The organism is Ruminococcus sp. (genome assembly GCF_017549005.1).
Lineage (GTDB): Bacteria > Bacillota > Clostridia > Oscillospirales > Ruminococcaceae > Ruminococcus.
The window spans coordinates 24,465-32,162 of record NZ_JAFYYT010000041.1 but is presented as its reverse complement, the minus strand read 5'-3'; the positions used below and the strand labels follow the sequence as shown (position 1 = coordinate 32,162).

Sequence of the window (7,698 nt, the reverse complement as noted above, 5' to 3'; positions counted from 1 at the left end):
TGTAACCCTCGAAGATCATGGCTCTCACAAATGTACTGAGACTGCTCATACCGCTGTTCTCAAACTTCTTCTTGATAGCCGCCATTTCTTCGGGGCTGACACGAACTTTCAGGTACAATGTACGCTTCTTTTCATCTTTCATTTTCTTTTGTTCTCCTTTTCTGTTTTTCTCAATTCGGGGTCGTAGGGGCAGCGCCCTCTGCCAAGCCTTGTGAAGTGTGTGAAGTCGCATTTTGCGCCCACACTTTACCGTGCTTGCTGGTAGAGTTTCGCCCCTGTGGGGCGAATGTCATTTCCGAGCATTTCAGCTCGGTCTTTTTTTCTCGATTCCGAGAATTGGAACTGTGCGACTTTCTCTATATCGTCGCTCCCCATAATCAATATAGCGCACTTTCCCGATCACGTCAATAATAAATTTCAGATTTTTTATGTTCGTTCAAAATCGCTTCGTCAATATAACCGGATAGCATAAACGGCGAAATAGCGTACTTTCAGTTTTTTGAATCGCAAAATTCCCCGGACATTTGTAGACAAAGTATGAACAAAACTTTGTGCGCAATGCGGCTTGTATTTCAAATGTAGAGCGCGCTATAATTGGATCATGGCAGGTGGGCTTCGGTCACTCGGCTCTGTCTGCTGAGAACAAAAAAAGAAAGGTTGTGATTTTTCTATGGGCATCTATACAGAAAAGAGAGATCAGCTCATTGAGAAGATCAAAGGTTTGGAAAAGCGTATCGCAAGCGATACTGCGAAAAAGAAAACGCTGGAGGACAAGCTGAAAGAAGTTTCTCGTCTGGCGATGGCGGAGGAGTACAACTGCAAGCCCCGTGAGCTTGATGAGATCATCACCTCGGAGCATTCGCTGTTGCAGAAACTCCGTGCAAGCGGTCTGTCCGATGAGGAACTGCTGAAACTGGTCGGAGGCGGAAAAGCTGAGAATGAGAAAAGCAATACCTCCGATCTCGCCGCTGACTTCGGACAGCAAATGAGCTTTACGGATAAAGCGAATCCCTATGAGGATTAAAACTATCCGATAAAAATAGCTATGCAATGGGACGGCATCTGCCGTTCCGCACAGCTATCATAAGATAACAATCATGAGGGTAAGAGAGATAAAGCGATGCCCTCACTCTAAATGCATAGAGACAGACAAGCAAAGGAGAAAGATCGCTATGAATACAAACACTACTTCCGTAGAGAAAGAGAAGGCAGAAACAACTTTTAACGCAACGTCCGAGTACAGAATCGGACATACCACTTACACGGTGACAACCGTGTTCAACCCTGCTTCAAAGGAGAGCCTTTCAGATATTCTGAAAAGGCTTATTATCAGGGAGAGCGAAAAACTCCTCGGTGAATCCGGACAAGAACCTGAGAAGCAGGCTGTGTAACTTTGGAATTTCGGCGCATTGCTGTTTTCGGTATATTGCGCTATAATGATAACATAGCTTGCTGTATCTGTCGGAAAGAGAGGTAAATTATGACAGACAAGATCACAGCGTTATATTGTCGTCTTTCGCAGGACGATATGTTACAGGGTGAGAGCAACAGTATCACCAATCAGAAGGCTATCCTCAAGAAGTATGCAGAGGATAATGGTTTCAGAAACCCCGTGTTTTATGTGGACGATGGTGTTAGCGGTACGACGTTTGAGCGTGATGGCTTCAAGGCTATGATGTCTGATATAGAGGACGGAAAAGTCGGAACGGTCATCACCAAAGACCTTTCAAGGCTTGGTCGTGATTATCTCAAAACAGGTGAATACATCGAGATCATTTTTCCGGATCATGACGTCCGCTATATCGCTATCAATGACGGCGTGGATACCTTAAAGTCTGAAAATGAGCTGATGGCTTTCAAGAACATTTTTAATGACTGGTACGCCCGTGATACGAGTAAGAAGATCAGGGCTGTTTTCAAGGCTAAGGGGCAGTCGGGTAAGCCTTTATCTCTCCCGATTTACGGCTATAAAAAGTCCGAAGCTGACAAAAATTTGTGGCTCGTTGATGATGAAGCTGCTGACGTTGTCCGCAGGATATTCAAACTCTGTATTGAGGGCTACGGTCCGGCGCAGATTGCCCGCATTCTCACACAGGAAGGTATCCCGACTCCTACAGCCTACGCTCTGTCACAGGGTAGGGATAACGGTCACAAGAACGCTAAGCTGCACCGCTGGAGCGGAAAAACCATCAGTCACATTCTTGACCGTCCCGAATACATCGGTCATACGGTCAACTTCAGAACACACAAGAAGTCCTACAAAAACAAGAAGACCGTGAGAAATCCGCAGGAAGAATGGCTCATCTTTGAGAACACTCATGAGCCTATCGTAACTCAGCAGGAGTTTGATTTGGTGCAGGAGCTTCGCAAGAACAAGCGCCGTCCCACCAAACATGAGGAAGTCAATCCATTTTCGGGTATGGTCTACTGTGCCGACTGCGGAAAGAAGATGTATCTGTGCCGTGCGACAAGTCTGACCGCAGATCAGGAGCATTTGAAGTGTTCCACATATTCCTCAGACAAGGACGCTTGTTCCGCACACTTCATCAGAACTGTTGTACTAAATGAGATCGTGTTGAACGAGCTGAACAAACTGCTTGTCAGGGTTAAGGAGCATGAGGACGAGTTTGTGCAGGCGGCTATGGACAATTCCGTTCAGAAGCAGTCCTCGGAGCTTACAAAAGCAAAGAAAGCCCTGAAACAGGCTGAAAAGCGTATCATTGAGCTTGACAGGCTGTTTACAAGGCTTTATGAGGACAATGTATCAGGGAAAATTTCCGATGAGCGATTTGCTGTCATGTCCGAAGGATATGAGGACGAGCAGAAGAAACTGAAGGCAAGCGTTACAGAGCTTACTGCCTATATTGAAACTGCCGAACAGAAGTCCGCCGATGTGACTGCATTCATCAGCGTGGTGCAGAAGTATGAGCGTATCACGGAGCTTACTCCTGAGATTATGCATGAGCTTATCGAGAAGATCGTTGTTCATGCTCCCGATAAGAATAGCGGTCATCGCACTCAGCAGATCGAGATTCATTATCGTTTTGATGTTGCCGTAACTACTGCCGTTGCTGACAGCATGAAGTATGACAAAAAGAGAAAGGCTGCGTAACCGCTTGGTTACGCAACCTCATCTTAAAATCTTAAATACTTCTTTATCGGCGCTCCTCTAATACGGCACATATGTCATAATCAACGGCGGCGACACCTATGTAAGGGAGTACGCCAGGAGAAACAGCGATCTGAGTCCTGTTATGGACGCTGTTAATCAGGAGTCCGTTTTCAGTGCTATCGACTGGAATAACGGCAAGAAGTTCACAGAAAACGACGCAGAAGAGAGAGATTATTTCCAAAAGTACTGCAAGCTGGTCAGCGACCACGGCAAAGACGTTTACCTGCTTGAATACACCAAAAACAGCAAACTGATCGAGTCTGTAAAGGAATACTGCGCTGAAAACGGCTATACATACTATGCTTCGGACTCCCTTGGCCTTGAGGCTCCTGGACAGGAAGCCGGCTCACAGCTTCTTGTAAAAAAACAGACAATCCCCGGAGACGCCAATCTTGATAAAAAAGTTGATATGTCGGATGCAGTCCTTATAATGCAGGCGCTTGCAAATCCAAACAAATACGGTACAAGCGGTACCGACAGTATGCATATCACATATGAGGGAGCTGCAAATGCAGACGTTGAGGGAGATAACGGCCTCACCACAAATGACGCACTTACCATACAGAAATACCTCCTTAAACTCATTGAAACGCTCCCCGTAAAATAGTAAAAAACAAGGTCTCAGACAGCTATTTAAGCCGTCTGAGACCTTTTTACACATCAGACTGTAATACTACTGCTTTATCTCGCAGCCGCCCCATTCAACAACTGTAAATCCCTTTCTTTCAAAGGCACTTAGCTGCTGAGGTTCTGTCTCGACTGCGTTATCAAGAGGAACATAAGCCATGAAGATACGGCAGATACTGTCAGGAGCCGGCGTAATATCAAGCTTTGCAGACTCGGTATAAACGTCGCCCTGGAAGGAAATGAGATTATACGCATTATGCTCCATTAAAGGCAGCCAGTAAACGATAAATTCATTCATCTCATCTTCGGTAAGCCCCATATAAGCAAGCTTTTCCTTGAGAAAGCTCTCTGTGTCACTGCCTGCCACACAGAAGCCTTTCGAGAAGTCAAAACGTGTGCGGCAGTTTACGCTGTCCCAGAAAAGATACCTGTGATTTGAACCGTCCGCTTTGTTAACGAGTTTTCCGTCGGGATACGCCGTTACGTTCCAGCCGTTGTCATACTTCGGATATGTCGTTGAAAGCTCCGACTCAGTCATTTTGAGCTCAACATGAACATCTGTTGCCTCTTCGGGATAAAGGTATATAACAGGCTTTGCAGCCACGGGTTCATACCATATCAATCTCGATCTGCCGTCATCGCTAACTACTTTGATCCAGCCGAACTGCCCGTTGTATTGTGTGAATAACCAATCGTTGTTACCTTCCTGATATCCGTATTCCAGGAGGTGCGTATTTTTGGGAATAACAGCAGCAACCTCATAGCTTTCATCAGGTCCCAGGTATAATTTGACCTCGTCAGCCTGAATATAGAACATTGCTTTGTACTCGACACTTTGATCCGGCTTAACATATCTTCTTAAATTATCTTCAAGAAGCGCCTTTCTCATAAGGACGAGATCAAATACATCAAGCTTATTGTCCTTGCAGAAGTCAGCAGCTCTCCAGCTGCCTGTCTTTTTATTTTCAGCCCCCAGCAACCACTTTTGCATGATAACAAGGTCTGATACGTTAAATGCGCCGTCGCCGTTCAGATCGCCCGAAACAACTTTTTCAACCCTTGCCTCAGGAGCTTCGTCCTGCAGGAATGAAACCACCCATGCAAGCGAAGCGTTACAGCTTACCGAAGCCTCATTTGAGGACCATGCCTCAACCGAATCCGCATAGAATCTCTCGGTAGATTCAAACTTTTTATTATTATTGATTCCGAGAGCATGTGAATAATCATCAATGCTCTCAGCTGTAGGACCGCTGACAAGAACGCCGTCGGGCGCCGAAGGCATTGTCCTGTTGATTTCATACTGCCAGTACCTGTTGGAAGGATTTTTCGCATGATATGAACCATATCCGGTAATATAGGAATAAGCCATAGGATTATTTCCGAGGAGATAGTCCATACCTCTTGCAACGCCGTTAAGGTATTCCACATCCTTTGTGATATCATAGGCATATGCCATAGCGAGCATATTACTTAGAGCACGCTCGTTGGAGTCCATCTCAAATCCGCTTCTGCGCACATTAAACGTCAAACCGTTTGGCAGACCATATCCGGGACCGTCAAAATAATACGGAATACCGTATCCTTGCTTGTATTCTGTCATCATAAAAGAATCAGCTGCTGCAAGTACAGAACTGTTCAGCGTTTTCGACTGTTCATCTGTGAGTAGCTCCTTATGCAGCATTAACGAAAGGGAACCTGCCGCCGTGGTATTTCCGCTGTTGAACAAAGTACAGGAACCGTCGCCTACATAATTCTTGCCGCCTGTTATCTTTGTCTGAACCTGAAATGCTCTTTCATAGTCTGAAAGCTCTGATAAATATTTTTCAGCATCTGGATCGTTCATCTCTTTTGCCGAGATAAAGAGCTCACAGGCTGCCCAGTATTTATCGCTGGGGACCTCATCTCCTGCGTAGATATAACCTACTTTCCACTGATTTTCAGGTTCATACAGAGATTTGCTATTTCCCGTTTCAAACGGAGAATGATCATACCAATACTTTATGCACGCATCATACGCTTCCTTAGCGCTTTCAAAGAGCTGCTTTGCATATTCTGCATCATAGGGAGCCCACAGTCTTGCGCCCTGAGCCGCACAGGCAGCATAATTCAGGGTTGCCGCAAAGGTCGGCGGTTCAACACTGTAGAACGAATAGTATTCGTTATCATAGTCAAGGCTGTTTGTATCAAAGCCGATGCCATGGAGGCTGTGATAATACATACCCTCATATTCGCCCCATACCTTATCATCATCCTTTACTTTCATCTTCGACATAAATTCAAGCTGGTATCTGCATTCGTCAAGGATATCGGGATAATCATTTCCGTTTTCAGGTATTACTACCGTGCCCGAGCCGTCACTGAACTTTTTCACGCCTGCTTCCGAACGTACAGCACGCTCGTACATATTCTGAAGAGTCCATACAGAAATGCCGTTTTCGGTCATTTTCTTTTCAAAATCCCTGCCGCTGTACCAGCCGCCTCTTGTGTCGATCTTTGCAGCCGCCGTTTTAGCAACATCGTCGTAATTCGTAATATAGTAATTAGTCCATATCTGCTGAACCAATCCTACACCGTCATTGCGCATTTTTGAATGTGCAAGTTTGCTTTTTTTGCCTGATGTTATATATCTCTCATCAATATCGACACCTGCGCGGTTCTGGTAGAAATAGTTGAGCGCATTTGTGAGCATATCATTTTCGGAGTCCTGGTATATATCGTTACTTATCCTGAACGGGAACGATCTCCATTCCTTGTCCTTGATACGTATGTAGTATTCACCCGGCTCATCAAATCCTGTGAAATCGATACTGCAAATATTATCGCCCGAATCAAAGTCCTTAGTCACGGGAGCTGTTGTACCGGTATAATAAACACTGCCATCTGCAACGCTGACGATCTCGAAATCATACCTGTCCTCAAGCTCTATAGTTTTTGCACCGTAAAGAAAATCGCCTGAATTATCGCTAAGAGTGGCGTGTTTTTCAAGATTAGTATAATATCCGAGCTGATTGACGGATATATAGTTGTTCTCAAGGCCGCTGTTTCCGCGGTTAGTATAGCCGTATGTACTGACAGGCGGATCTGTTATTTCCTCAGTCAGATCCTGTATCGACATATCATCGAACCAAAGCTCGTCACCCACGCACGCGTTGCCCTGATACTTCGTGCCTTTTGCATACTCGAACGTCCAATCTGCCGCCTCGATATCCGCAGTCGGCTTGAATATACCCTCATAAGTATGCCATTCGGTTGAAAGACGAGCAGCCGTCGGCCACGAACCGTTCATATGAGGACCCATATGCATATCATTTGTAGATCCGTCGAGCACGAAGTAATCCTCGTCGCCTCTTATATTGCCTATCTTTGAGTAAAGCTCGAAGCCGTCCCTGTTGCTTTTGACTTTAAAGCTCACCTTATACTCATGACCTTTTCTGAAGTTGAGATTCCTGTGCCTGAACTGAAGATCCCACATTTCACAGTCAGCGCCGCGCGGTTCAACGATAGAAATGTGTACAGTTCCGTCGTCAAGCACAAAGTACTGCTTTGCAGGACTTGCCTCTACAGTATGCCACGGAATGATCTTATGGTCAAAGGTAGTCTCTCCCAGGAGCTCATAAGCGGAAACGCCCAGAGGCTCTGAGATACTGACAGCAGTCGGTGCGATCATTGCAGCCGTCAGTATTGCCGCAGTGATCTTGTTATAATGTTTTTGCATGAAATACCCTCCCTCTTTTCACGTAAAACGTTACAGCCGATTTAAATAAATCAACTATACATACATTATAGCACATAGCAATAAAAATATCAATAATTCGTGAACAAAAATGTGTTATTTTAAAATTGAAATGCCGAGGTCAGTAAAACCTCGGCATTCATTTTATCCACTTTGAGTGTATCTT

Annotated in this window: 5 protein-coding genes; 4 read left to right on the top strand and 1 reads right to left on the bottom strand. The window is 45.2% G+C overall.

What is annotated here, in order from left to right; all coding sequences use genetic code 11:
- The first annotated feature begins 670 nt into the window (after window positions 1–670).
- From IKW96_RS10985 to IKW96_RS10970, 4 genes are all read left to right on the top strand, one after another.
- Window positions 671–1,024, top strand: a complete 354-nt coding sequence (locus IKW96_RS10985) for a hypothetical protein (RefSeq protein ID WP_296574534.1) — start codon at window positions 671–673, stop codon at window positions 1,022–1,024.
- A gap of 148 nt (window positions 1,025–1,172) precedes the next feature.
- A complete protein-coding gene (locus IKW96_RS10980) occupies window positions 1,173–1,391 on the top strand; it encodes a hypothetical protein (RefSeq protein ID WP_296574532.1) in 219 nt (72 codons plus the stop codon).
- 89 nt (window positions 1,392–1,480) lie between these two features.
- Window positions 1,481–3,112 (top strand): recombinase family protein, encoded by a 1,632-nt coding sequence (locus IKW96_RS10975; RefSeq protein WP_296574530.1) that lies wholly within the window; start codon window positions 1,481–1,483, stop codon window positions 3,110–3,112.
- 142 nt (window positions 3,113–3,254) lie between these two features.
- Window positions 3,255–3,779, top strand: coding sequence for a dockerin type I repeat-containing protein (locus tag IKW96_RS10970; RefSeq protein ID WP_296574527.1), 525 nt, complete (start codon window positions 3,255–3,257; stop codon window positions 3,777–3,779).
- A gap of 66 nt (window positions 3,780–3,845) precedes the next feature.
- Here the strand turns inward: IKW96_RS10970 and IKW96_RS10965 are convergent, their stop codons facing one another.
- Window positions 3,846–7,514, bottom strand: a complete 3,669-nt coding sequence (locus IKW96_RS10965; RefSeq protein ID WP_296574524.1) for a glycoside hydrolase family 9 protein — start codon at window positions 7,512–7,514, stop codon at window positions 3,846–3,848.
- Window positions 7,515–7,698 lie beyond the last annotated feature (184 nt).